At 66.5% G+C, this 21,874-nt stretch carries 22 protein-coding genes and 1 pseudogene; 9 read left to right on the top strand and 14 right to left on the bottom strand.

Features of this window, described 5'->3' with window-relative positions:
- Nucleotides 1-29: 29 nt before the first annotated feature.
- Complete coding sequence (locus HCU76_RS34530) at nucleotides 30-629, bottom strand: cell envelope protein SmpA (protein ID WP_213959696.1); 600 nt, start codon at nucleotides 627-629, stop codon at nucleotides 30-32.
- Nucleotides 630-725: 96 nt separating this feature from the next.
- Here HCU76_RS34530 and ylqF point away from each other — a divergent pair, with 96 nt between their 5' ends.
- Nucleotides 726-1,709, top strand: a complete 984-nt coding sequence (gene ylqF, locus HCU76_RS34525) for a ribosome biogenesis GTPase YlqF (RefSeq protein WP_218511816.1) — start codon at nucleotides 726-728, stop codon at nucleotides 1,707-1,709.
- Nucleotides 1,710-1,767: 58 nt separating this feature from the next.
- Here the strand turns inward: ylqF and HCU76_RS34520 are convergent, their stop codons facing one another.
- Nucleotides 1,768-2,460 carry a DUF899 family protein gene (locus HCU76_RS34520; RefSeq protein WP_218511815.1) on the bottom strand — a complete coding sequence of 231 codons (693 nt, stop codon included), beginning with the start codon at nucleotides 2,458-2,460 and terminating at the stop codon, nucleotides 1,768-1,770.
- Nucleotides 2,461-2,662: 202 nt separating this feature from the next.
- Between HCU76_RS34520 and HCU76_RS34515 the strand changes: the two genes are divergently transcribed.
- The 5 genes from HCU76_RS34515 (at nucleotide 2,663) to HCU76_RS34495 (ending at nucleotide 8,136) form a co-directional block, all read left to right on the top strand.
- The gene (locus HCU76_RS34515; RefSeq protein ID WP_213959693.1) at nucleotides 2,663-3,031 is read left to right on the top strand and encodes a hypothetical protein; all 369 of its coding nucleotides are present in this window, start codon (nucleotides 2,663-2,665) and stop codon (nucleotides 3,029-3,031) included.
- A 215-nt stretch (nucleotides 3,032-3,246) separates the two neighbouring features.
- Entirely contained in the window at nucleotides 3,247-4,452 is a 1,206-nt protein-coding gene (locus HCU76_RS34510; protein WP_218511814.1) for an ABC transporter substrate-binding protein, read from the top strand.
- Between the two features lie 107 nt (nucleotides 4,453-4,559).
- On the top strand, nucleotides 4,560-5,435 hold the full coding sequence (locus tag HCU76_RS34505) for a branched-chain amino acid ABC transporter permease (protein WP_213959691.1): 876 nt from the start codon (nucleotides 4,560-4,562) through the stop codon (nucleotides 5,433-5,435).
- An 18-nt stretch (nucleotides 5,436-5,453) separates the two neighbouring features.
- Entirely contained in the window at nucleotides 5,454-7,397 is a 1,944-nt protein-coding gene (locus HCU76_RS34500; RefSeq protein WP_218511813.1) for an ATP-binding cassette domain-containing protein, read from the top strand.
- A 16-nt stretch (nucleotides 7,398-7,413) separates the two neighbouring features.
- A complete protein-coding gene (locus HCU76_RS34495) occupies nucleotides 7,414-8,136 on the top strand; it encodes an ABC transporter ATP-binding protein (RefSeq protein WP_218511812.1) in 723 nt (240 codons plus the stop codon).
- A gap of 58 nt (nucleotides 8,137-8,194) precedes the next feature.
- Here HCU76_RS34495 and HCU76_RS34490 read toward each other — a convergent pair whose 3' ends face one another.
- Entirely contained in the window at nucleotides 8,195-9,343 is a 1,149-nt protein-coding gene (locus HCU76_RS34490) for a hypothetical protein (protein WP_218511811.1), read from the bottom strand.
- A gap of 19 nt (nucleotides 9,344-9,362) precedes the next feature.
- Complete coding sequence (locus HCU76_RS34485) at nucleotides 9,363-9,575, bottom strand: hypothetical protein (RefSeq protein WP_213959687.1); 213 nt, start codon at nucleotides 9,573-9,575, stop codon at nucleotides 9,363-9,365.
- Between the two features lie 134 nt (nucleotides 9,576-9,709).
- Between HCU76_RS34485 and HCU76_RS34480 the strand changes: the two genes are divergently transcribed.
- Together HCU76_RS34480 and HCU76_RS34475 are read left to right on the top strand one after the other, a co-directional pair.
- Nucleotides 9,710-10,663 (top strand): succinylglutamate desuccinylase/aspartoacylase family protein, encoded by a 954-nt coding sequence (locus tag HCU76_RS34480; RefSeq protein ID WP_218511810.1) that lies wholly within the window; start codon nucleotides 9,710-9,712, stop codon nucleotides 10,661-10,663.
- Between the two features lie 89 nt (nucleotides 10,664-10,752).
- Nucleotides 10,753-11,088 carry a hypothetical protein gene (locus HCU76_RS34475; protein WP_256354703.1) on the top strand — a complete coding sequence of 112 codons (336 nt, stop codon included), beginning with the start codon at nucleotides 10,753-10,755 and terminating at the stop codon, nucleotides 11,086-11,088.
- A gap of 120 nt (nucleotides 11,089-11,208) precedes the next feature.
- Here the strand turns inward: HCU76_RS34475 and HCU76_RS34470 are convergent.
- From HCU76_RS34470 to HCU76_RS34455, 4 genes and pseudogenes are all read right to left on the bottom strand, one after another.
- A pseudogene (locus HCU76_RS34470) lies at nucleotides 11,209-12,030 on the bottom strand (TauD/TfdA dioxygenase family protein).
- A gap of 315 nt (nucleotides 12,031-12,345) precedes the next feature.
- On the bottom strand, nucleotides 12,346-13,233 hold the full coding sequence (locus HCU76_RS34465) for a M23 family metallopeptidase (RefSeq protein ID WP_218511809.1): 888 nt from the start codon (nucleotides 13,231-13,233) through the stop codon (nucleotides 12,346-12,348).
- A gap of 45 nt (nucleotides 13,234-13,278) precedes the next feature.
- Nucleotides 13,279-13,860 carry a hypothetical protein gene (locus HCU76_RS34460; RefSeq protein ID WP_213959683.1) on the bottom strand — a complete coding sequence of 194 codons (582 nt, stop codon included), beginning with the start codon at nucleotides 13,858-13,860 and terminating at the stop codon, nucleotides 13,279-13,281.
- A 14-nt stretch (nucleotides 13,861-13,874) separates the two neighbouring features.
- Nucleotides 13,875-15,677, bottom strand: a complete 1,803-nt coding sequence (locus tag HCU76_RS34455; RefSeq protein ID WP_213959682.1) for a glutamine--tRNA ligase/YqeY domain fusion protein — start codon at nucleotides 15,675-15,677, stop codon at nucleotides 13,875-13,877.
- Between the two features lie 141 nt (nucleotides 15,678-15,818).
- On the opposite strand from HCU76_RS34455, the gene HCU76_RS34450 reads away from it, so the two are divergent.
- Nucleotides 15,819-16,151: a hypothetical protein gene (locus tag HCU76_RS34450; protein WP_213959681.1), complete on the top strand. Its 333-nt coding sequence runs from the start codon at nucleotides 15,819-15,821 to the stop codon at nucleotides 16,149-16,151.
- Between the two features lie 119 nt (nucleotides 16,152-16,270).
- Here the strand turns inward: HCU76_RS34450 and HCU76_RS34445 are convergent, their stop codons facing one another.
- The 6 genes from HCU76_RS34445 to HCU76_RS34420 all read right to left on the bottom strand — a co-directional run bounded on the left by HCU76_RS34445 (nucleotide 16,271) and on the right by HCU76_RS34420 (nucleotide 21,468).
- The gene (locus HCU76_RS34445) at nucleotides 16,271-17,116 is read right to left on the bottom strand and encodes a LytTR family DNA-binding domain-containing protein (protein ID WP_218511808.1); all 846 of its coding nucleotides are present in this window, start codon (nucleotides 17,114-17,116) and stop codon (nucleotides 16,271-16,273) included.
- Nucleotides 17,117-17,389: 273 nt separating this feature from the next.
- On the bottom strand, nucleotides 17,390-18,454 hold the full coding sequence (locus HCU76_RS34440) for a sensor histidine kinase (protein ID WP_218511807.1): 1,065 nt from the start codon (nucleotides 18,452-18,454) through the stop codon (nucleotides 17,390-17,392).
- Nucleotides 18,451-19,455: a sterol desaturase family protein gene (locus HCU76_RS34435; RefSeq protein WP_218511806.1), complete on the bottom strand. Its 1,005-nt coding sequence runs from the start codon at nucleotides 19,453-19,455 to the stop codon at nucleotides 18,451-18,453. The genes HCU76_RS34440 and HCU76_RS34435 overlap by 4 nt, the downstream gene beginning before the upstream one ends.
- Nucleotides 19,452-20,612, bottom strand: a complete 1,161-nt coding sequence (locus HCU76_RS34430) for a dienelactone hydrolase (protein WP_256354702.1) — start codon at nucleotides 20,610-20,612, stop codon at nucleotides 19,452-19,454. The genes HCU76_RS34435 and HCU76_RS34430 overlap by 4 nt, the downstream gene beginning before the upstream one ends.
- Nucleotides 20,613-20,618: 6 nt before the next feature.
- Complete coding sequence (locus tag HCU76_RS34425; protein WP_218511805.1) at nucleotides 20,619-20,921, bottom strand: 2TM domain-containing protein; 303 nt, start codon at nucleotides 20,919-20,921, stop codon at nucleotides 20,619-20,621.
- Between the two features lie 25 nt (nucleotides 20,922-20,946).
- A complete protein-coding gene (locus HCU76_RS34420; protein ID WP_218511804.1) occupies nucleotides 20,947-21,468 on the bottom strand; it encodes a DUF6622 family protein in 522 nt (173 codons plus the stop codon).
- Nucleotides 21,469-21,874: the final 406 nt, after the last annotated feature.

Below are 21,874 nucleotides of genomic sequence, written 5' to 3'. Positions count from 1 at the left end.
TCAGCCGAGGCCGCCGCCGGCTAGCCTGGCTATTGCGGCGGCGTGTACAACACCCGGTCCAGCACCGCGGGCGTGCCGGTCACGCCCTTGACCTTGCCCGCCTTGTCGAAGGCCACCTGGTACTCCGACCAGGAGTCGATCCAGTAGCGCCACACGTCGGCCTCGAGGCGCGGATTTTCGCTGGCGATGGGCCAGCCGACAGCCATCGTCACCTGTTCGCGCGTCATGCCTTCGGTGACCCTGGCCGCGAGGATCGCGTCGCGCACGCGTGGCTCGAATGCGCCGATGCGCACGCGGGGGTCTTCGTTGACGACGTATCGGTAGGCGAACGGTGTCAGGGCGACGTCACGGCTGTAGTCGTTCTTGAGGCGCTGCGTCTTGCCGCCGACCGAAAGGTAGATGAAGTGCCGCTCGTAGCCAGTGACCTGGGTTGGCGTGCCGACCGGGAGCAGGCTGGTGCCTTCCTCGCGATAGTTGCCATCGCCCATCTGCGAGCCGTAGGTGTACATGTTGCAGCACAGGAAGCCCGTGATGAGCGGGCCTTGGGGCGCCCCGGGACGCTGCGCATGGGCGACTGAAACAGGAGCGGCAATCGCGATCGCGAGTGCCAATGCGTGGCGTCGAAGCATGTCTGGATCCTCCCCGGATGTTGTATCGAGCGAATTCTATGGGTCGTTGACAATGCGGTTCTTCAGCCAGATCACCGAGTGAGAGAAAGTACACAGATGGCCATCCAGTGGTTCCCCGGTCACATGCACGTGACGCAAAAGGCCATCGCAGAACGCGTGAAAGACATCGACGTGGTGATCGAGTTGCTCGATGCCCGGCTTCCCGGTTCCAGCGCCAACCCCATGCTCGCCGAGCTCACCGGGCACAAGCCGGGCCTCAAGGTGCTCAACAAGCAGGACCTGGCCGATCCCGAGCGCACCGCGCAGTGGCTCGCGCACTACAACGCCCAGCCGGACACGCGCGCGATCGGCCTCGACGCCAGCCTGAGCACGCCAGCGCAACGCCTCATCGCCGCCTGCCACGAGCTCGCACCCAACCGCGGCGGCATGGCCAAGCCGATGCGTGTGCTGATCTGTGGCATCCCGAACGTGGGCAAGTCGACGCTCATCAACACCATGACCGGCACGAAGAAGGCGAAGACCGGCGACGAGGCCGGCATCACCAAGCTGGAGCAGCGCATCGTGCTGGCCGACGACTTCTACCTGTGGGACACACCGGGCATGCTGTGGCCGCGCATCATCGTGCCCAAGAGCGGCTTCAACCTCGCGGCCAGCGGTGCGGTGGGCCGGAATGCATACGACGAGGAACTGGTCGCGCTGGAACTGCTGGCGACGCTGAAGAAGGACTATGCGGGGCTGGTGGAGACGCGATTCAAGCTCGCCGAATCGATCGCGGATCTGTCCGACGAAGAGGCGCTGGAAGCGATCGCCCGCAAGCGCGGTGCGCTGCTGGGCAAGGGCAAGGTCAACACGCAGAAAACGGCCGAAGTCGTGATGCACGAGTTCCGCAACGGCAGCATGGGCCGCATCACGCTGGAGACGCCGGACGCTTTCTCGCAGTGGTTCGCGGCGGGATTGCAGGCCGATGCGGAGCGTGCCGAGAAGAAGGCCGCACGCTCGAAAAAGAAGAAGCCCCAGCGCGGCGGCGACGACGCGCCCACGGCCACGCCGCGGCCCGCGGAGCCGGACGCGGCCGCTTGATCGCCGCCCTGGCAGTCATCTTCAGGACACGGCCGGATCCGGCGGGAAGCAGCCCGCGTCAATACGCCAGCTTCGGATACCAGTCGGTGCCGCGCCCCGCGGGCGTCAGGTCGAGGATGTTCCACAGGGGTGTCGGGTCGGGTGCGCCGCGCGGGTCCTGGCCCGGGTCCTGGGTGCCGCCCAATTCGCCGGCCCAGAAGTGGTGGATCTTGCCGTCGCGCTTGACCCAGACGTCCAGCGCCGGCCATTCGTCGCCGTTGGGCGCCAGGCCGCGGTAGTCGCGGGCGAAGTCGTCGCCGACGGTCGCGTAGAACTTCAGGTTCCGCCAGCCGCGCTCGCGCGCAAAGGCCAGCTGGCGAGCGACCGGCGAGCGCCCGATCACCGCCAGCGCGACCTTCTGCGCCAGGTCGCGCGACGGGATGTCGATGGCGCCAAGGAAGGCGGTGCACATCGGGCACGGCCGCTCGCGCTGCGGCCCGTACATCCAGAAGTAGCTGACCAGCGTGTCGTGTGCGCCGAACATGTCGTCGAGCCCCACGACCTTGCCGTTCTCGTCCTCGAATTCGCAGGCGGGCGGCTCGCCGCCGAGCGGCAGCGCGCGGCGTTGCGCGGCGACGCGCTCGATGTGCCGGCGCAGTTCGATCTCCTCGGCAAGCAAGGCGGTCCGTGCGCGGCGGTAGTCGGCGCTGTCGCCCGGGTAGGGCTTGCTGGCCGCGGCGGCGAGTTCTGAGGCGGATTTCAGTTCGGCCATTCGATGCTCCTGATCCACTGGATCACTGAAACGGATCGGCGCTGTCGGCCCGATACGGCCGCCCTTGCCGCCCATTTCAGTGATTCCGCGGACAGGGCTGCTGCGCATGATCGCGCTGCGCGCGGGCGTGGGCAATCCCTGTCAACATTCGCGATGCGGCGGCGTTCAATGAGCCCAACATGGGTGCTTGCAAGGAGGCGACATGAAACAACGGATTCAACATGGCGGGCTGGCCATGGCGCTGGGCGGATTGCTCGCGCTCGCCGGCTGCGTCGCCGTGCCGGCGGACGGTAGCTACGCGACCGCATACCCCTATGGCTATCCCTACTACTATGGCGACCCGTACCTTGCGCCCTGGCTGTACGTGGGCGGCGCCTACTATGGCGGCTGCTGCTACGGGAGGCCCTACGGCTGGTATGGACGCTATCCGTACTACGGCGCGCGGCCTTTTTACGGATACGGTTACGGCCATGGCTATGCAGCGAGGCCCGGTTACGCGCGCGGCTATGGCGGCTATGGCTGGTCCGGCGGTTCGGGGAGGGGCGGCGGCCGGGGTGGCGGCAGGCGCTAGCATCGCACCCGTCGACCGGTTCATGCATTTGCAAGCGGCTTGCACCCACGCGAAACTTATCGCTGGCTTACACGAGCGACTGGTTTTCGCTAGGGTTGTCACTCTCTGCCCGGGGCGTTACTTTTAGTTAAGTTCCGAGGTCATCGTGCGACGGTGGCATCGTCGTTTTTCATGTGGACCGCTGACGGGCCACTGACCCTATCCGGAGACTTTTCATGCTGTTTCGTTTTCACCGCCTGGCCATGGCCGGCCTCATTGTTTGCTCCGCTGGCGCGTTCGCTGCCGACCCCATCAAGATCGGCGTGGACGGCCCCTTCACCGGCGGCTCGTCGTCCATGGGCGTGAGCATGCGCGACGGCGTGCGCCTGGCCACCGAAGAAATCAACAAGGCCGGCGGCGTGCTGGGCCGCCAGATCGTGCTGGTCGAGCGCGACGACGAAGCCAAGAACGAGCGCGGCGTGCAGATCGCGCAAGAGCTGATCAACAAGGAAAAGGTCGTTGCTACCGTCGGGTATATCAACACCGGCGTGGCGCTGGCCTCGCAGCGCTTCTTCCAGGAAGCCAAGATCCCGGTGATGAACAACGTGGCCACCGGCTCCATCGTCACCCACCAGTTCGACAAGGAACCCGAGAACTACATCTTCCGCAATGCCGCGCATGACAGCATCCAGGCGCCCATGATCGTGGAAGAGGCGGTCACCCGCCGCGGCTACAAGAAGGTTGCGATCCTGGCCGACTCCACCAACTACGGCCAGCTCGGCCGCGAGGACCTGGAGAAGGCGCTCAAGGCCAAGGGCATCACGCCGGTCGCCGTCGAGAAGTTCAACATCAAGGACGTCGACATGACGGCCCAGTTGCTCAAGGCCAAGGAAGCCGGCGCCGAAGCCGTGCTCACCTACGGCATCGGCCCCGAGCTGGCGCAGATCGCCAACGGCATGACCAAGCTGGGCTGGAAGGTGCCGATGGTCGGCAGCTGGACGCTGGCGATGGCCAACTTCATCGACAATGCCGGCCCCGGCGGCGAGGGTGCGCGCATGCCGCAGACCTTCATCCAGGAACCGACCACGCCCAAGCGCAAGGCCTTCATCGACAACTTCGTGAAGACCTTCAAGCCGAAGAACAACCGCATGGACTCGCCGGTTTCGGCCGCGCAGGGCTACGACTCGATCTACCTGCTGGCGGCGGCCATGAAGCAGGCCAACAGCACCGAAGGCCCGGCGATCAAGGCCGCGCTGGAAGACCTGAAGACGCCGGTCGAAGGCGTGGTCACCACCTACAACAAGCCCTTCTCCAAGACCGACCATGACGCGATCACCGCAAACATGCCGGTGTTCGGCGAAGTGCGCCAGGGCCGCGTGATCTTCGCGAATGCGGAAGACCAGAAGAGCGCCGGCCAGGTCCGGATGAAGCAACAGCAGTAACAGACGCCGATGCGCGCGCCGCCGCAGTGCTGGCAGCCTGCGGCGGCGCGTTGCATTTGAGGCCTGCGAAAGTCGCGGGCCGGCCAGAACAATTTCCCGGGAACGCCATGCAAATCCTTACCCAACTCATCTTCAGCGGCATTGCGCTGGGGATGATCTACGCCGTCATCGCGTTCGGCTACCAACTGACCTTCGCCACGTCGGACACTCTCAACTTCGGCCAGGGCGATGCGCTGATGCTCGGCGCGCTGGTCGGTCTGACGCTGGTCGGGTTGGGTGTCAACTACTGGCTGATGATCCCCATCGTTTGCGTGTTCGGCGCCTTCCAGGGCGCGGTGGTCGAGCGCATCGGCGTGCGACCCGCCATCAAGATCAAGAGCGAGTTCGGCTGGATCATGTCGACCATCGCGCTTGGCATCATCTTCAAGAACGTGGCTGAAAACGTCTGGGGTCGCGACGACCTGAAATTTCCGTCGCCGCTGCCGGAGTCGCCGCTCAAGTTCCTCGGCGCGAACGTGCTGCCGATGGAAATCCTGGTGGTCGGCGGTGCGTTGCTGATGATGCTGGCGGTCGAGTTCTTCAACCGCAAGACGATCTACGGCAAGGCCGTGGTCGCGACTTTCAACGACCGCGATGCGGCCAAGCTGATGGGCATCAACACGGGGCTCGTCATCACCTTCTCGTATGCGCTGTCGTCGATGACGGCGGCCTTCGCCGGCGTGCTGATCGCGCCGCTGACGCTCACGGGCGCGACTATGGGTGCGGTGCTCGGCCTCAAGGCCTTTGCCGTGGCCATCATCGGCGGGCTGACTAGCGGCATGGGCATCGTGGTGGGCGGGATCATCCTCGGCGTGGCCGAGACAACGACCGGCTTCTACCTGAGCACCGGCTACAAGGACGTGCCGGGGCTGGTGCTGCTGCTGATCGTGCTGGCCGTGCGGCCGGCGGGCCTGTTCGGCAAATCGGCGATCAAGAAGGTCTGAGGGGCGAGTCGGCAAGACATGAACAACACTTCCAGATTCCTTCTCGCCATCGTCGGCTTCGCGCTGCTGATGCTGTTTCCGGTGGGCATCCACAACCCGTACTACATCCACCTGCTCGAGACCATCATGATCTACGCGATCCTGCTGTTCGGGCTGGACATCGTGGTGGGCTACACAGGCCAGGTCTCGCTCGGGCATGCGGGGCTGTTCGGTATCGGCTCCTACACCGCCGGCGTGCTGGTCTTCAAGCTGGGCGCACCGCTGCTGGTGGCATTGCTCGCGGCCGTCGGCGTGACGGCCGTGTTCGGCGCGATCCTCGCGCTGCCCGCGTTGCGCGTGACTGGGCCCTACCTGGCGATGGTGACGCTGGCCTTCGGCACCATCATCCAGATCCTCATCAACGAGATGACCTTCCTCACCGAAGGCCCGATGGGCATCAAGCTCGAGAAGCCACCGTTATTCGGCCACAAGCTCGACGAGCGCGAGTTCTTCTGGGTGGTGGGGGTGATGCTGGCGATCTCGCTGATCATCGTGCACCGCGTGCTGCGCTCGCACCTTGGCCGTGCCTTCGAGGCCTTGCGCGGCAGCCCGGTGGCATCGGACTGCATGGGCGTGTCGGTGTACCGCTACAAGGTCTATGCCTTCGTGATCAGCGCGGGCTTTGCCGGCATGGCGGGCAGCCTCTATGCGTACTCCGAGCAATACATCTCGCCCAACTCGTACAACTTCGAACTCACCGTGCTGTTCCTCCTGGCGGTGATCATGGGCGGGCGCAAGAGCCGCATCGGCTCGCTGATCGGCGCGGCCATCATCGTGCTGCTGCCCAAGCTGCTGGATGACGTGGTGCTGTTCCGCTATGTGTCGGTGGCGTTGGCGGTGCTGGTGGCGATCAGTGCCGTCGTGGCGGTGAAGCGGCAGAAGGCCACGCCCGCAGCGATGGCGATCCCGGTAGTGGGCAGCATCGCGCTGGCGGGCCTGTCCTTCTGGCTCGAGACCATGACCGACTGGCGCCTGTCGATCTTCGGCGTGATCATGCTGTTCGTCGTTTACTACCTGCAGGACGGCATCGTCGGCTTCGTGCGCAATGCGCTGAACCTGCGCCGGCCCAAGCCGCAGATGGACGTGGTGGTGGAAGGTGCGCCGGCGGCGGATGCGGTGTCGAAGGCGGCCGGCGCTGGCGGCAGCGACCGGGTGCTCGAAGCCTCCGGCGTGCTGATGCAGTTCGGCGGCCTGAAGGCGCTGAACAACGTCGACCTGGTCGTCAAGCGCGGCACCATCCACGGCCTGATCGGGCCGAACGGTTCCGGCAAAAGCACGATGATGAACGTGCTCACCGGCATCTACGTGCCAACGGCCGGCAGCCTGAGCTTCGGCGGGCGCTCGCTGGTCGGGCGTACCTCGTCGGACATTGCCTTGTCGGGCATCGCGCGCACCTTCCAGAACGTGCAGCTGTTCGGCGAAATGACCGCGCTGCAGAACGTGCAAGTGGGCCTGCATCACACCTTCGCGAGCAACCTGCTCGACGTGGCGGTGCACACGCCGCGCTACCGGCGCGAAAGCGCGGCGGCGGTGAAGCGCGGGCTGGGACTGCTCAAGTTCGTCGGGCTCGAGGAGTTCGCGGAGGAAGAGGCGCGCAACCTGCCGTATGGCAAGCAACGCCTGCTGGAGATCGCACGCGCGCTGGCGCTCGATCCGCAACTGCTGCTGCTCGACGAACCCGCGGCCGGCCTGACCGCGCCGGACATCAAGGAACTGATCGCCATCATTCGCAAGATCCGCGACCACGGCATCACCGTGATCCTGATCGAGCACCACATGGACGTGGTGATGAGCATGTGCGACACGGTGTCGGTGCTGGACTTCGGCCAGAAGATCGCCGAGGGCGAGCCCGCCAAGGTGCAGGCCGACGAGAAGGTGATCGAGGCGTATCTCGGTGGCCAGGAAACCGCGCAGCCCGCCTGAGAGAAGGAACCAACACATGCTGAATATTCACAACCTCTCGGCCGGCTATGGAAAGGTGCAGGTGCTGCACGGCATCTCGATGGACGTGCCCAAGGGCAAGGTCGTCACGCTGATCGGCTCCAACGGCGCCGGCAAGACGACCACCATGCGCGCGGTGTCCGGGATGATCGCCGCCACGGGTGGCGAGATCACGCTCAACGGCAAGCGCATCGACGGCCTGGAGGCTTACACCATCGCCAAGCTGGGCCTGGCGCATTCACCCGAAGGCCGGCGCGTGTTCGCCACCATGACGGTGACCGACAACCTCACGCTCGGTGCGTTTCCGCGCCTGACCGGCAGCCGCCCCAAGGGCGATGTGGCCGGCGACCTGGAGCGCGCGCTGGAACTGTTTCCACGCCTGAAGGAGCGCCGCACCCAGTTGGCCGGCACGCTGTCGGGTGGCGAGCAGCAGATGCTCGCGATGGCCCGCGCCGTGATGCTCAACCCGGAGGTGGTGCTGCTCGACGAGCCGTCGATGGGCCTCGCGCCCATCCTCGTGGCGGAAGTGTTCCGCATCATCGAGCGCCTAAAGGCCCAAGGCGTGACGATGCTGCTGGTCGAGCAGTTCGCCGCCGCCGCGCTGGGCGTGGCCGACTACGGCTACGTGCTGGAGAACGGCCGCATCTCGGTGGAGGGACCGGCCGAAAAGCTGCGCAACGACCCGGCAGTGAAGGCCGCTTACCTCGGCGGCGGCCACTGAATTGCGGCGGCCTTGAATTGCAGGCAGCCGAACCCTCGTGTTCGGTTGCCCGAATTCATCAGCGGTTCACCACGAACTTCTGCGCCCGCTTGCCGGTGTCGACCTCGCCCGCATACAGGTTGCCCTGCGAGTCCACCGCCAGGTCGTGCACCCAATGGAACTCGCCCGCATAGCGGCCCGCGCGACCCAGCCGGCCCTGTACCGCGCCGGTGTCGCGTGACAACACCAGCACCTGGTTGTTGCGGCCATCGGCCATCAGCAGCCAGCGTTGCGCCGGGTCGCGCGACAGCACGATGTCCCACACCGCGCCGTTGCCGGCCGTCTGCGGCTCGACGGAAAACTCCTTCAGGTACTCGCCGTTCTTGCGGAACACCTGCACGCGGTTGTTGAGCCGGTCGCACACATAGACCAGGCCGTCGCGCGCTACGCGGGCGCAATGCACCGGGCTTCCGAAGGTCTGCAACTGAGCGGCGGTGGGTGCGGCGGTGCGCCGGCCATCGGGCTTGCCGACGGCGATCGGCGGCTTGCCGTAGGCGCCCCACATCCGCTTGAAGGCGCCGGAGTCGGCATCGAACACGATCACGCGGTTGTTGTGGTAGCCGTCCGCCACGTAGACCTCGTTGGCCGCCATGTCGACCTCCACGCCGGCTGGGCGCCCCAGGCGCGTGGTGTCGGCGCTGCCGGTCTGCGGGCCGACCTTGCCGATCTGCATCACGAACTTACCATCGCGGGTGAACTTGAGCACCTGGCCGTCGTTGTCGCCGTTGCCGGTGATCCACACGAAGCCCTTGGCATCGACGTGGATACCGTGCTCGTTCTCGGGCCAGTCATAGCCCGCGCCCTTGCCGCCCCAGGAGCGCAGCAGGTTGCCGGCCGCGTCGAACTCCAGCACCGGCGGTGCGGCCGTGCAGCAGTTGGCTTGCGGCGGGTTGAGCGCGGCGCTGCGTTCGTCTTCGGTGAGGCTGCCCGGGCGTTGCAACACCCAGACGTGGTCGTCGGTATCGGTGGCGATGCCGCTGACCTGCCCGAGGATCCATTTGTTGGGCAGCGGCTTGGGCCACGCGGCGTCCACGCGCCAGCTCGGGGCTGCGGCGCCGGCCATGTTGGCCGGGGAAGAGGCGGAGGGAGAGGTGCAGCCGATGATCGAAGCTGCGATGGCGCCGGCGCAGGCGGACAGGGGCAGCCAGCGGGGGAGGGTGAACTTCATGAGCGATGTGTCCCGGTGTTTACTCCATCACGATCTTCCCGTCCTCCACGTACTCGTCGAACTGCATGCGCGGGATGGCGGTCAGCCCGACCACGCCGCGCTCGGCCTCCCAGCTCAGGGTGGCGCTGTCGAAGGTCAACTCGACTTCGATGCGGCCCTTCGGAATCGGGATCGGCGTGCCGTCGCCGGGCGTGTACGTCACGTGGCCTGTCACCGTGGCGAATTGGGACATGTCATTTCCTTCCTCGTTGATGGGTCGCCCCATTAGAGCGTCTTTGCAGGGCTTGCGTGTGTCGGAATACCTGCCGACAGCGCGACCTGCCAAGGTGTAGCAAACTCTGGCGCGCAACGCACTCCCCACAATCCATGACCGCAGAAACCATCGCCCCATCCGCCACCCTCATCGAAGTCACGCAGGGCGACCTGTCGGCCTATCGCCAGGGCAACACCGGCATCGACTATGTGCATCGCTTCGAATCCGGCCAGCCCGGCCCGCATGTGCTGATCAATGCGCTCACGCACGGCAACGAGATCTGCGGCATGGTCGCGGCCAGGCACCTGCTCGACACCGGCGTGCGACCTCTCGTCGGTACGCTGACGGTGAGCTTCGCGCATGTCGAGGCCTATGACGCTTTCGACATCGACCGTCCCTTCGAGAACCGCCAGATCGTCCACAACCTGAACCGCATCTGGTCCGACGAACTGCTGGAAGGCGCCGAGGACAGCCCCGAACTGCGCCGCGCCCGCGCCTTGCGCCCGGTGGTCGCGGCGGCCGACCACATCCTCGACATACATTCCACCAGCCAGGACGTGGTGCCGTTCTGGGTCTATCCCGATTTCGCGCGCAATGCCGACGTGGCGCTGGCCATCGGCCTGCCGCCAGTGCACCTGGTCATGCCCAATGGCCTGGGCTCCGGCACGCCGCTGATCCAGCATGGCCGGCATGCGGGCGCAGACGCCCCGGGCGCGGCGGTGGTGGTCGAATGCGGCCAGCACTTCAAGCGCGCCACGGCGGACCTTGCCATCGAGGTGACCATGCGCTTCCTCGCGCACTTCGGCCTGGTCGAGCGCGCGGCGTCGCCCGCGGCCGAGCCGCAACGCCGCTTCGAACTGCTGCAGACGCTCATGGTCAAGACAACGGACTTCGCCTTCACGCGCCCCTTGATCGGCTTCGAGACCTTTGCCAAGGGTGAATTGATCGGCACAGACGGCGCGGAGGAAATCCGTTCGCCTTGCGACGACTGCACCGTGTTCATGCCGACGCGCGAGCCGGTCGTCGGGCGGGAGGCGGTGTACCTGACGCGGCCGATCGTCCGGTAGGCCGGGCCGGGCCGGGATGGGCCAGGGCGAGGCGCTGTGGTTCTCTACCGTGCTGGATTAGTATCCAACGACATCATCGGGAGAACGTCATGCAGAACTTCTTCGGCGCAAGGATGCTGGCGGCATTCGCCACGGTCGGCTGCCTCGCGGCTTGCAGCAGCACCTCCGACCAACTGGACTGGCCGGTGCCGACGTCAGCGGCCAACGTGGGCGGCGCCCCGCAGCGCGCCGTGGCCAACTGCGTCAACGCCTCGGCGCGCAAGTTGAAGGTGCCTGTCTCGGACATCGTCGTGGCCAGTGGCACTTCGACGGTCGATGGCGTCTATGCCATCAACCTCAAGGTAGGGCCGTCCGGCCGCAGCGCCGTGTGCAGCGTGGACGACAACGGCACCGTGATGGGCGTGGTCTACAAGCGGCCGGTGTGACCGGCCGCCATCCCGCTCAGGCCGGCTGGTAGCCCGTCACGGCCTTCACTTCCAGGTACTCCCTGAAGCCGTGCTCGCCCATCTTGTCCATGAACTTGTTTCTCCCCTGAATGCTTGCTGTCAAGGGTTGCCAGCGGTCGCGGAGGCTTCCGGCACGTCGAATGTAATGCGCTGGTTGACGCGGTAGTGCGGCCAGTAGTCGGCCACCGCGTAGTGCTGCGTGCTGCGGTTGTCCCAGACGGCGATGCCGCCGGCTTCCCACTGGTGATGCACCATGAACTCGGGCTTGCGCAGCCAGTCGAGCAGGAAGTGCAGGATGCCGCGCGCCTCGTGCCGGTCGATGCCGACAATGTTGCGGGTGAAGTCGGCATTCACGAAGATGCACTTGCGGCCCGAGTCCGGGTTGAGGCGCACCACTGGATGCGTCACCGGCTTGAACGCCTTGATGGCCGCGATGAGCGCGTCGTCGCCCTACTTGCCGAGGTATTCGCGAAAGCCCGAGACCTCCCAGCTGTGCACCGCGCTCAGGTCTTCGAGGTAGCGCTGCATGCCCGGCGAAAGCCAGTCGTAGGCCTTGCTGGTGCTGCTCCAGCAGGTGTTGCCGCCGGCCGGCGGCGTGTCGGTGATTTGGATCGCAGTGCCCAGCGGCGGATTGGGCTTCCAGCTGATGTCGGTGTGCCAGTTGTCGATGGCCGGCGGACGCTCGCGGTCGGAGACGATCATCTCCAGGTCGGGCGCATCGGGCCGGCGGTCGAAGTAGGAGCCCTTCGACACCGGGCCGAACACCTTGCCGAGTTCGATGTGCTGTTCGGGCGTGATCTTCTGCGGCTTGAAGAAGATCACCTCGAAGTCGAACAGCGCCTGCCGCAACTCGGCCTTGACCGGGTCCGTCAGCGGCATGGAGAGGTCGACGCCCTCGATCCATGCCGCGAAGTTCGGCATGCGCGGCACCGGGCGGATGTGCTTGTAGCGGCCGGGGATGTCGATCAACGTCATGGGGGCGGTATTGGCCATGATCAGGTCCTTCGGTGGGTGAAAGTTGAAGTGGAGGAGGGCGGCCTCACTGCCTGTGCAGCAGGCGCTTTTCGAGCCAGGTCATGAAGCGCACGATCGACACGCCCAGCAGCGCGAGGATCACCAGCAGGGCCGTGGCGCCGTTGATGTCGAAGGTCGAGTCGAGGTAGGCCAGCGTCTGGCCCAGGCCTTTCTCGTTGGCAGGCGCGCCAGCGAAACACTCGGCCAGCGCGTATGCCCACCTCAGCCGGCGATGAACAGCGCCGGGTCGACCATTGCGCGATTGAGCATCACCGACCAGTGCAGGTGCGGCCCGGTCACGCGGCCGGTGGCGCCGACCAGCGCCAGGCGCTCGCCGGTCATCAGCATGTCGCCGGGCTTCACGTCGATGCGGCTCAGGTGGCAATACATCGTGAGCAGGCCGCCGCCGTGGTCCATCCAGACCGTGTTGCCGTTGAAGAAATAGTCGCCCGTGTCGATGACCCGGCCCGGCAACGGCGCCAGCACAGGCGTGCCGGTGCCGGCCGCGATGTCCATGCCGCTGTGCGGATTGCGCGACTGGCCGTTGAACACGCGGCGCAGGCCGAAGGAACTGGAGCGGCGGCCCGGCACGGGGACGCGCATGCGCATCTCCTGCGGCTCGGGCTCGGTGAAGACAGCGGTGAACTTCTCCTGGCGCGCTCGCTCGCGCTGGTAGCGGGCTTCGTCCTCGGGCGAGAGGTCGACCGTGCCGGGCGCGACCTTGAGTTTCTGGACGCTGTATTGCTTGGGCGCGATCGTGTAGCTGATCTCGCGCGACGCGCCGCCCTTGGCCTGCAGCACCGAGATGTTCGCCTCGCCGGGCCTGGCCGCCAGCGGGATGCCGACCACGGCCGTCCACTCGATCGAGTCGCCGACCACCAGCAGGGGCACGTCGCCATCGTGCGCGACGGGGCGCTGCTCGGCGGGGCCCAGCGAGAGGCGGGCGATGCCGCCCGGCACCTGGGAAGCGCGTGGCCAGACCGTTGCGCTGTCTTGCTTCGACAACTTGGCCGCCTGTGCGGCCGGCAGCGCCAGCAGCCCCATGCTGCCCAGCACGACAGAGCGGCGATTCAGCGCAGAACACCCGGAGTACGGAAAAAGAATCGGCATGCAGCCAGTCTAGCGAGGGCCGACCGTGCGGGCGGCCATTTGGGCCTACAGCCTTTCGCCCTTCTTGTGACGTTCGCTGTACATGCGGGTATTGCGCTCATTCAGCGACGAGCCGTCGTCGCTGAAACAGATGAATTTTTCATTGATGAATATCGGATCGATGCTCACCGGCGTGGCAGGACTTGAAATGGTCCGCACGTCCACGAGGATCCTGATTTCGGCGCTGGTCCGCTCCAGCTTCCTGCCCAGGATCTTCACGCCCTGCGGGTAGGCGAGATGCTTTCTGTAGTGGTCCACACATTGTTCGGCGAGGTTGTCTTCCTGCGAAACAAGACGCGCGGGCATGGCTGGCGCTGCAGCCGTGGGAGCCGGCGCTGTCACTGGCTTCAATGCACTTTCCTTGTCCGCCCGCTCCGCGTGGTCAACCGGTCTCGCGGACGGCACTGTCTTGTCAACCCGGTATTTGAGATCCAGTGTTTCGTTCTGGGTAGCGGAGCAAGGATGGTCGGAATACGTCGCGGGGCCGCCGCCGGAGGCGCACTTGTAAACCTGCGCATGGCTCACCGCCGCAAAGCTGAGGCCGGTGATGGCGATGGCAACGGCAATGAAATGTTCGAATCGGGTCATGTATCGGTCGCGCCCTATTTCCCCCAGCTGTCCCGCATCCCCGCCGCGCGGTTGAACACCCGATTGCCACCGGCCATGGCCTTCGTGTCCGCCACGAAATAGCCATGCCGCTCGAACTGGAAGCCCGCGCCGCCTGCCGCCGTCGCAAGGGAAGGTTCCACATACGCGGTGCAAGTCACCAGGCTGTCCTTGTTCAACTCGTCGAGCAACTCGCCGCTGCCCGGATTCGCCGCCGCGAACAAGCGCTCGTACAGGCGCACTTCGGCCTGCAAGGCATCGGCCGCAGCCACCCAGGAGATGTTGCCCTTCACCTTGATCGCATCGGCACCGGGCGTGCCGCTCTTGGTGTCCGGCACCAGCTTCGCCTGCACCTCGATCAGCTTGCCGCCCGCATCGCGCGTGCCGCCAGTGCATTCGATGACGTGGCCGTATTTCAGGCGCACCTTGTTGCCGGGAAACAGGCGGAAGAAGCCCTTGGGTTGCACGTCCTCGTAGTCGGTGGCCTCGATCCATACTTCGCGGCCGAGCCTGAAGGTGCGGCGGCCCATTTCGGGACGGTGTGGATGGACGGGCGCGGTGCAGTCGTCAAGCACGTCGTCGCCGCCCATGAGTTCGCCCCAGTTGGTGATGACCAGCTTGACCGGGTCCAGCACGGCCATGGCGCGTGGGGCGGTCGGGTCGAGCGTGTCGCGCAGCGCGGCCTCCAGGCTCGCGTAGTCGATCCAGCCACCGGACTTGGTCACGCCGCTGCGTTCGCAGAACAGCTTGAGCGCGTCGGGCGTGTAGCCGCGGCGGCGCAGGCCGGCCAGCGTGGGCATGCGCGGGTCGTCCCAGCCGTCGACGTGGCCCTCCTCGACCAGCTGGCGCAGCTTGCGCTTGCTGGTGATGATGTGGGTGACGTTGAGCCGGGCGAACTCGTACTGGCGCGGGTGCGGGCTCTCGATCAGGCCGCCTTCGGCCAGGCGGTCCAGTAGCCAGTCGTAGAAGGGGCGCTGGTCCTCGAACTCCAGCGTGCAGATGCTGTGGGTGATGGCTTCCAGCGCGTCCTCGATCGGGTGCGCGTAGGTGTACATCGGGTAGATGCACCACTTGTCGCCGGTGTTGTGGTGCGTGGCACGGCGGATACGGTAGAGCGCCGGGTCGCGCATGTTGATGTTGGGGCTCGCCATGTCGATCTTCGCGCGCAGGATGGCGGCGCCGTCGTCGAGCTGGCCGTCGCGCATGGCGCGGAAGCGGGCGAGGTTTTCTTCGACGCTGCGGCTGCGGAAGGGGCTGTCGGTGCCGGGGGTGTTGAAATCACCGCGGTTGGCGCGGATCTCTTCGGCGCTCTGCTCGTCGACATAGGCCAGGCCGGCGCCGATCAGGTATTCCGCGGCGCGGTACATGAAGTCGAAGTAGTCGCTGGCGAAGTACTCGTGCAACTGGACCGTGCCTGCGGCGTCGGGACGGTCGGCCAGGTCGGTGGCGTAGCCCAGCCAGCGCACCGCATCGCGGATGGAATCGACGTATTCCTGTTCTTCCTTCTCGGGGTTGGTGTCGTCGAAGCGCAGATGGCAGACGCCGCCGTATTCCTTGGCCAGCTCGAAATTCAGCCAGATGCTCTTGGCATGGCCAATGTGCAGGTATCCGTTGGGTTCCGGCGGGAAGCGCATGCGTACCTTGGCCGGATCCGGCATGCCTTGGGCATGGTGCTCCGCGTCTCCGGGGCTGCCACCCCATTTGCGTGCGGTGTAAACCCCCTGCTGGAGGTCGTTTTCGATCACGTGGCGCAGAAAATTGCTAGGCTTTGCGGAATCTTTGTCAACGGGAGAAGTCATCTGTTCATTCTAGGTGGCAGGCCATTGCGTTACCTTTGGGTACCTTCTTCACAGAAGAGCAGGTACCGGCTTTGCACCTGGCGCGTTGAATACTTGCATGGGCGGTCTTTTTTCAGCCCCTGAAACCGGAGAACCCACATCATGAGCTTCCATCGTTCAACTCTTTTCAAGATCGCCGCCGCTGCCACCGTGGCCGCGGGTGCGCTTTTCGCTGCCGCTTCGGCCAACGCCGGCGTGGCCTGGTCGGTGGGCGTCAACGTGCCGGGCGTCGCGATCGGCGTCGGCCAGCCGGGCTACTACGCGCCAGCGCCGGTCTACTCGGTGCCCGCGCCGGTGTACTACCAGCCCGCACCGCCCGTCTATTACCGGCCGGCGCCTGTGTACTACGCGCCGGCTCCGGTGTACTACCGCCCCGCGCCGGTTTACTACGGCCCGGGTCGGGGCTACTACCGCCACGGTCACTATTACAGGTGACCTGCCGATAGGTTTATTCTGATAGGTGTGGCCTGCCGGTCTTCTGGCCGCAGGTCTGCCGACACGAGGCCGGCTCTGCAAGGAGCCGGCTTTTTTGATGGCCACGGGGCCTGCGCGGCCTACATCGCGCGGAACAGGTGGGCGAAGAGGCGGCTGACGGCCAGGCGCTCGGCGCGGCCGCGCAATTGCAGGTGCAACTTGCCGGCCTCGTCGCGATGCACCGTCTCGATCGCATGCGTGTTGACGACCACGGCGCGGTGCACCTGCCAGAAAGTCTGAGGGTCGAGCTGCGGCAGCAGTTGCTTCAGCGGCGTGCGGATGAGGAACTCGTGTGATGCAGTGAGCACGCGCACGTACTTGTCGGCCGCCTCGAAGTACTGCACTTCGTCGATGGGCACCATGCGCACCGTGGAGCCCGCGCTGCCGGCGTCGCTGGCGGCGATGAGCTTGAGCGGGGCCGGCGGCGCGGCCGGTGAACTGGGCAAGGCGCCGGTGCCGGCCGCGGAGAGCATGCGGCGCCATTGCGCGAGCGTCTCCTCGATCGCGGCGTTGGCGCTGTCCCGTGCGGGCGCGCGTGCGGCGAGCGCGGCTTTCAGGCGGTCGACGGTCTTGCGCAGGCGCTCGGCCTGCACGGGTTTCAGCACATAGTCGACGGCTTGTTGCTCGAAAGCGCGCACTGCGTATTCGTCGTAGGCGGTGACGAAGACCAGTTGCGGCAACGGCGCCTTTTCCAGAGGCCAGGAATCCGCGAGCTCCGCCGCGGCGGAGAGGCCGTCCTGGCCTGGCATGCGGATGTCGAGAAAGAGCACGTCGGGCAAGCGCTCCAGCGCGGCGCCAACGGCGCTGCCACCGTCACCTACCATGCTCACCACGTCCAGCTCCGGCCAGGCCTGCGCGAGTTCGGCACGCAATGCCTGGGCCAGCAGTTGTTCGTCTTCGGCGATGAGGGCGGTGGGGCGGGTCATGCGAGCCTTGCCAAGTCCTCGCCGGAATGACGGCGCCTGAAGCAGGCCCGGACGCCCTGTTTCAATTCATCCAGCGATTTGGCGGGGGGTGGGCTCTCTTCGTTGGGAAACAGCGCATCGGGCACGGCTTGAGAATCGTGCATCGACCCGGGCGACAGGCTCCAGGCGCGCCGACCCGACGCTGGAACGGAAAGTTGCCCCTGCGAAGAGAGCTTGCAATGTGTGTGAGCCATGCGAACGAGACTAGCAAATTGTCGAGGTCATGGATGCGACTCAGCCCAGCGGCAATGTGGCCGCTGCACAAGTCCCGCCGCTGCCTGCCGGCGCGAGCGTGATGGCGCCGCGATCGCCATAGGTGCTGGCCAGCCGCTCGCGAACCTGCGTGAGGCCGAAGCCGCGCCCCGGCTCGTCGAGCGTGCTCGCGTGCTGCGACAGTCCGACGCCGGTGTCGTTGACTTCGATCACTAGTCGCGCATCGCTTCCCGCGCCTTGTCGCCTGGCGCGCACCACGATGCTGCCGCCGCCCACCTTCGGCTCCAGTCCATGCTGGATCGCGTTCTCGACCAGCGGCTGCAGCAGCAGCGGCGGCACCGCTGCGTCGCGCAGGTTGTCCGGCAGGTCGAGCGTGTATTGCAGCCGGTTGCCCATGCGCACCGACATCAGTTCCAGGTAGTCGCGCAGCAGGTCGAATTCGGCCGACAGCGGGTGCGCCAGCGCGCGCGAGCCGCTGAGCGTGGCGCGCAAATAGCTGTTGAGCCGGTCGAGCATGGCGACGGCGCGCTGCGGGTCGGTGGTGATGAGCACGCGAAGGTTGGCCAGCGTGTTGAAAAGCATGTGCGGCTCGAGCTGGGTTTCGAGCAGCTTGAGCCGGGCCTCGCTGGCGTCGCGTTCGGCTGCGTTGATCTGGGCGGTGAGCGCGGCGGCCCTGCCGCGTGCGTGGAAGTAGAAGGTGACGACCGTGCCGGCCATGGCGGTGATGACCACGCTGATGATCGTGTCGCGCGATGAACCCACCTGGCCCGTGCCAAACAGGGAATTGGCGATGCCGCCACCGAAGAAGAAACCGCTGGCGATCCCGGTCGTGGCCAGCAATATGCCGCGCCACCCCTTTGGCCAGCCGTGGCCACCGCTGCTGTCGGAGTGGCAGTTGCGCGGATCGAAGAAGTAGCGGCCGAATTCGACCACCAGCCATGCCACGATGCCGTTCGACAGCGCGTAGCCGACCTGCCTGGCGTAGCCCAGGCTCGGCCATATCAGCGTGGTGAGTACGGCGATGGCACAGCAGAACGCGGCGATCTGCAGGAAGTGACGAGCGGCATCGCGCCAGCGGATGTTCATGGGGCCACGGTCATGTTGTCCGTTGCTGGCCTTCCGATGCCCGATTCAGCGGCGCGGGCTGCGGCCTGGCCAGCCGCGTGGCCGTGGCCGTGGCTTGCCGCTACATTCGCGCGCTGGCGCAATTCCTCCGTCGTGGTTCCATGGCCGTCGGGCGACCAGCCCGGCGGCTTGAACAGGTAGCCCCACACCGCCCGCGCCGAGCGTGCCGAGCGCAGGTCGCGCCACAGCCCCTGCCAGTGGCAGAACTCGATGTGCAGCAGGTTGTAGGTGGTGATCGGCGTCACCAGGCCGTAGCGGCAGGGCAGGTCGTCGCGCTCGGCGATGTAGGTGCCGAACAGGCGGTCGAACACGGTCAGCACGCCGCCGTAGTTGCCGTCGAGGTACTCCAGGTTCGACGCGTGGTGAACTCGATGCGCCGAGGGGGTGTTGAGGAACCACTCCAGCGGGCCGAGGCGCGGAATCCACGTCGCATGCACCCAGAACTGGTAGATCAGGTTGAGCGCGAGCATCAGTGCGATCACGTCGGGCGGCATGCCCAGCAGGGGTGCCAGCATGAAGAAGACCAGGCTGCCGGTGAGCTTGCCGGTCCAGCCGAAGCGATAGGCTGCCGAGAGATTCAACTGGTTGGGCGAATGGTGGATCGCATGCGTGCACCAGAACCAGCGCACGCGATGCGCAGCGCGGTGGTACCAGTAGTAGCAGAACTCCTGGCCGATGAAACAGGCGGCCCAGCCCCACCAGTGGTCGAGCGGCAGCGTCCACAGGCGGTGCTGCCAGACCCAATCCATCGCGCCGCTCCACATCGCGAAGGGCCACAGCAGCAGCCAGGTGAGCGCGTATTGGCGCACCATGAAATCGACCACCGAGACGCCGGCCGCCTTCCAGTCGTAGGCCGGGCCGCCGCGTCGTGCATGGCGCCAGGTGAGCACCAATGCCTCGGCCACCGATGCGACGAGCACCGTGACCACCGAAAGCTTGAGGATCAGCAGCAGGACGTTCATGGCAGGAGATTCTGGAGGAAGAAGCCGGTGATTGCCGCATAGATGGCGGGCAGCGTGGCACGGTCGAAGCCGGGCGGGTCGTTGATCAGGCGCGCCGCGCGTGGCGGCAGGTCGGGCGGCATCGGCGAGAGCGTGGAACCGTGGCCGGCGGTTGTCATGTCGGCGACCAGGGTGCAGAGCTTGCACGCGGCGCGCACCGCGTCGATGTGCCACTGCGGCTTCAGCCATTCGTCCTTGCCGGCGCGGACCAGTCCGAGCGGCACACGCGGCTGCGCGAGGGTGCTCATGTCGAAGGTGGTTGCGGCAGGCACCGTCGCGACGATGGCGGTGATGCGCGGTTCGTTCCATTCGCGCGGCGCGGTCTGGTCGTCGAACTTGCGATGGATGACCTCGCGGGCCACGGAGAGTCGCAGCGCGTCGAGGCTGCTGCCGGTCAGTTCGGTGGCCAGGCCGACGCACGCGGGGAAGTCGTCGGCGAGGTGGGCTTCGCAATGTTGCGCGAGCCGGGCTGGCGACCAGCGGCCGCCGGCCAGCGTCAGCGCGGTGTGGCCGCCCGCGGACATGCCGTACATGCCGACGTGCTGGAAGTCGAGCCGGGATGCGAAGCGCGCGTCTGCTGCCATGGCGTCGATGGCCTGCGAGACTTCCTTCGGTCGGTGCTCCCAGCTCACCGGGCCGACGCGGCTCATGTCGTGGAAGTTGTCGCCGGCATGCTCCGGCATGGCCACGGTGAAGCCGGCATCCACCAGTGCCATGGCCAGGTCGGCCTGCGGCCAGGGCGAGCCGCCGGAGCCATGCGAGACGACGATGAGGTGCCCATTGCCGCGCGCGGGCGAGGCGTCGGACGCGAGTTGGAAGACGAAGGGGCCGCGCTGGTAGCGGGCCGGGGTCGCGGTGGTCGGATAGAAGACGGTGACCGGCCCGCTGTCCGGAGGCGCAGGCAGGACGGTAATGCCGGTTGCCGCCGAGGCGGACGTTGCCAGTGCCAGGCTTGCAAGCGCTGCCAGCCACCGGCCGGTAACACGTGTCAGCGCGGCGGCCAGAAGGCGTGAAGAAATCGTAGCGAGCGGCCTGAGGTCGCGTCGAGGACCGGAACCGTGCCCAGGTGTGGTGAGGACCGCAGGCGAGAGATCGTGTCGCGCAGCAGATTTATTCATGCCTTCTCACCACGGCTCGGCCTTCGATACGAGCCGGGCCCGTTCGCGCTGGACCATGCTTTCCATCATGTTCCCGCCCGGTGCGAAGACATAGACCGACAGCCCGTGCGCCAGCAGGCCGATGCCCCAGCCGAGCAGCGGGAACACGGCCCAGTGCCGCCCGCCGGCCAGCGAGAGCGCGATCAGGCCGGCGTTGACCGCGGCATAGATCGCCGCGTGGGAGAAGAAGGCGAGCTTGGCGCGGGCGCGGCGGCGGGCCAGCTTGTCCAGGCGTGCTTCGTCGTTCAGGGGCAGGGTAGTGGCTTGCATGAGGGTCTCCTTGGGTTGAGCTTGTTCAGGCGGCCTGTTCGCCAGCCAGTGCCCGGTCGTGGCGGATCGCCAGCTTCCACAGGCGGATGGCGCGCCCCGCGAAGATGCCGCTGAAGGCGCCGTACAGCGTACCGAGGCCGAGGGCGAGGTTGTGGTTGTGGGCCAATTCGGGGTGCATCGCCAGCAGTACGCCGACGGTGTACTTGGTGAAGAAGATGGCCATCATCAGCACCAGCGGCACGGCGCTGCCTTGCAGGTGGAAGCGGCGGGCGTCGGCGTCGTAGCGCGTGCCCGCGGGCAGGCTGCGTTGCAGCACCAGGGCCGCCAGGGCCACGGCCGCCGCTGCCCAGCCCGCGAGCGCCATCGGCGAGTCGCCGAAGGCGGACAGCACGCCGGACATCGACAGGGCGGCCATCGCGACCGGCATGACGGTGATACGCGCGAGGCTCACGCTGCTGGCGAGCAGCTGCTTGGCGCCGAACCAGAACAGCACGGCGAGCAGCACGAAGACCCAGCGGGGCGTGTGGGAGAGGATTTGCAGCAGCATGGTGAGGTCCGATCAGGAAGTGGTCTGGAAGGCGATGAGCGGACTGTGCCGATGGTCGGGTGCGGCGGCGACCGGCATGCGACGAAGTGCAGCCTGGCGGCGCGAAATGCAGCCGCCCGGCGTGAGATCCGATGGGTCGGGGCGCGCTTTACAAACGCTTTACGGCACGGCAGAACAGCCGTCGCAATGGTTGTGGATGCGCGCGCTACCATCGGCCGCGACCCGAATCGAAGCGCCGTCTTGCGCGCCTTGCCCCGTTGACCCAGGACCTTCCATGGATTCCCGCCCCCCAGAGCCCCAGCCCTTGCCACCGACCGCCCTCGTGCCGCCGCCGCGCCGTCGGCGCTGGCTGGGCGCCGTGGTGGCACTGGTGCTGATGGCGGGCGTGGCCGGCGCGGCCTACTAC

The organism is Variovorax sp. dw_308 (assembly GCF_019207085.1).
Taxonomy (GTDB): Bacteria; Pseudomonadota; Gammaproteobacteria; order Burkholderiales; family Burkholderiaceae_C; genus Variovorax.
Note: the sequence above shows the minus strand (reverse complement) of the source record. Positions and strands in the feature narration are given on the sequence as shown.